The 2,707-nt window shown below is 71.2% G+C and carries 4 protein-coding genes; 3 read left to right on the top strand and 1 reads right to left on the bottom strand.

Annotated elements, in window-relative coordinates; all coding sequences use genetic code 11:
• The 3 genes from GXY85_02580 to hisB form a co-directional block, all read left to right on the top strand.
• Nucleotides 1-194: hypothetical protein (locus tag GXY85_02580; GenBank protein NLW49714.1), on the top strand; the 194-nt coding region annotated here is incomplete at its 5' end.
• Between the two features lie 326 nt (nucleotides 195-520).
• Nucleotides 521-1,567, top strand: a complete 1,047-nt coding sequence (gene hisC, locus GXY85_02575; GenBank protein NLW49713.1) for a histidinol-phosphate transaminase — start codon at nucleotides 521-523, stop codon at nucleotides 1,565-1,567.
• A complete protein-coding gene (gene hisB / locus GXY85_02570) occupies nucleotides 1,564-2,160 on the top strand; it encodes an imidazoleglycerol-phosphate dehydratase HisB (protein NLW49712.1) in 597 nt (198 codons plus the stop codon). Before hisC ends, hisB begins: the two co-directional genes overlap by 4 nt.
• Before the next feature lie 9 nt (nucleotides 2,161-2,169).
• Here the strand turns inward: hisB and GXY85_02565 are convergent, their stop codons facing one another.
• Entirely contained in the window at nucleotides 2,170-2,688 is a 519-nt protein-coding gene (locus GXY85_02565) for a hypothetical protein (protein ID NLW49711.1), read from the bottom strand.
• Nucleotides 2,689-2,707 lie beyond the last annotated feature (19 nt).

Here is a 2,707-nt window from a genome sequence, read left to right as displayed (position 1 = left end):
TGGCGCGGCTCCGCAACGCGCCGCCGAAGAAGCGCACGAAGCTGCCGCCCGAGCAGGCGAAGTGGGCCAGCCTGGGCCACGCGACGATCCTGACGGTCACGGCCGTCTGCGTGGCGGCGCTGGCGGCATGGATCCTCCTGCGGCGCCACGCCGAAGGCGGGCACTCGGCCTCCTGTGAATGCAACCGCCGATGAACGCGGATGAACGCAGATGAGAAGCGGCTCGCTACACGCTTCACCTGAACCATCGGAGCTCCCCAGTTGAGCAGAAGGCAGACGCGGAGCCCCGTGGCCGATCTGTCTTCGCGTTCATCCGTCAGGCTCTCGCCAGGCACTCCAGTGCCCGCCCCGTCACTGCTGACAGCTTGAGGGCGACGGCCGTGAACGGTTGCGACGGCGCCGACTGCGTCCGGAGCGCGCGGCTGTGGCAACCGGGCCATCCGATGCCTCCCCGCCGCTTGCGGGTCGGCGGACCCGATCCGTATAATGGCCGGCATTCATCCCGCCCGAGAAGGCACACGATGAGCTACTTCCGGCCGACAATCGAGCGCATGGAAGGCTACGTCCCCGGCTACCAGCCGAAGGAGCCGGGCTACGTGAAACTCAACACGAACGAGAATCCGTACCCGCCCTCCCCTCGCGCGCTCGAGGCCATCGCGCGGGCCGCGGGCGAGAGCCTGCGGCTCTACCCCGACCCGACCGGCCGGCCGTTCCGTGAGCAGGCCGCGCGCGTGCTGGGGACGTCGCCCGATCGCATCATCTGCGCGAACGGCTCCGATGAACTGCTGACGATGGCGCTTCGGAGCTTCTGCGGCGAGGGCGACGCCGTGGCGTTCCCGACTCCGACCTACAGCCTGTACCCGAAGCTGGCGGAGATCCAGGGCGCGCACGTCGTGGCGGTCGAGTTCCCCGAGGACTTCTCCCTGCCGCCCGGGCTGGCCGAGGCCGGCGCGCCGCTGACGCTGCTGTGCAATCCCAACGCCCCCAGCGGCACTCTGACGCCGAAGGCGGAGGTCGAACGCCTGGCCCGGTCCGTAGCGGGCGTGCTGCTGGTGGACGAGGCTTACGTGGCCTTCGCCGACGAGGACTGCCTGGACCTGGTGGCGCGCCACGAGAACGTCGTCATCGCCCGCACCCTGAGCAAGTCGCACAGCCTGGCCGGGCTGCGGTTCGGCTTCGCCGTCGGCCCGGAGCCGCTGATCGCCGGCATGGCCAAGGTCAAGGAATCCTACAACGTCGACCGCCTGGCGCTGGCCGGCGCCACCGCCGCCATCGCGGACGTGGAATGGACGGCCGAGAACGTGCGGAAGATCCGGGCCACGCGCGGACGGCTGATCGCGGGGCTGCGCGAGCTGGGGTTCACCTGCCCCCCCTCGCAGGCCAACTTCGTCTTCGCCCGCGTGCCGCAAGGCCGTCAGGCAGGGGACGTGTTCGAGCGCCTGTTCGAACGCAAGGTCCTTGTGCGCTACTGGAACGCCCCGCGTCTGGACGACTGTCTGCGCATCACCGTCGGCACGGACGGACAGACGGCCACGGTTCTGGACACGCTGAGGGAGATCCTGACATGACCACACCTCGCAGTGCCGCCATCGAACGCAAGACGCGGGAGACCACGATCCGGGTCGAGCTGGCCCTGGACGGAACGGGCCGTTGCCAGGTCTCCACCGGCGTGGGCTTCCTGGATCACATGCTGGAGTTATGGGCGCGCCACGGGTTGTTCGACCTGGTGTGCGCGGCCGAGGGCGACCTGCACGTCGACGCCCACCACACCACCGAGGACGTGGGCATCGTGCTGGGGCAGGCATTCGGCAAGGCGCTGGGCGACAAGGCGGGCATCACGCGGTTCGCCGACGCCCGCGTGCCGATGGAGGAGAGTCTCGCCTCGGTGGCCGTCGACATCAGTGGGCGGGGGCTGCTGCGGTTCGACGTGCGGTTCCCGACCGAGAAGATCGGCGAGTTCGACGTGGAGCTTGTGCGGGAGTTTCTGCACGCGTTTTGCATGAACGCGGCGATCACCGTGCACGTCGAGGGGCCGTGCGGCGACAACAGCCACCACATCGCCGAGGCCGTCTTCAAGGGCCTGGCCCGGGCGCTGCGCATGGCCGTCGAGGTCGACCCGCGCAGGGGCGGCCAGGTGCCGTCCACGAAGGGCGTCCTCTGAGGCAGCGGCTCAGCGCGGCCGCAGCGGGGCCCGCAGGTCCGTGGCGGTGCAGCGCAGCAGGCCGCCGCCCGAAGCCGGCGGGCTCCCCCCTTCTTCCAGTTCCGCCCGCGCTTCCCAGGCCGCGAACTCGGGGCCGGCCGGCGCCCGGCCCCGCACGGCGTGCAGGGCGTCGCGAACCGCCGCCCTGGGGAAGCGCTCCGGCAGCAGGGCGAAGAGCAGATGCGTGCGCTCGGCCAGTTCCCGGAACCGATCCAGTCCCCGCGTCAGGATCTCCGCATGGTCGAAGGCCAGCCGGGGCGGCGTCTGGCGTGAGGCGTGCGTGCCGGTGGAGGGCCGCGCTCTGTCGCGGCCGGGGATGGCAGGCGGCCCGTCATTGCGAGAGCGGGCACGACGGAGCGTGCCCCTCCAGCGGCGTGAACCGTCCGTGCAAGTGGAGGGCCGCGCTCCGTCGCGGCCGGGAGTCGGTGGAGGGCCGCGCTCTGTCGCGGCCGGGGATGGCGAGCGGCCGGTGATTGCAGGAGCGGGCACGACGGAGCGTGCCCCTCCA

The organism is Candidatus Brocadiaceae bacterium, assembly GCA_012728835.1.
Lineage (GTDB): Bacteria > Planctomycetota > Brocadiia > SM23-32 > SM23-32 > JAAYEJ01.
This window is presented reverse-complemented; position numbering and strand designations above follow the sequence as displayed.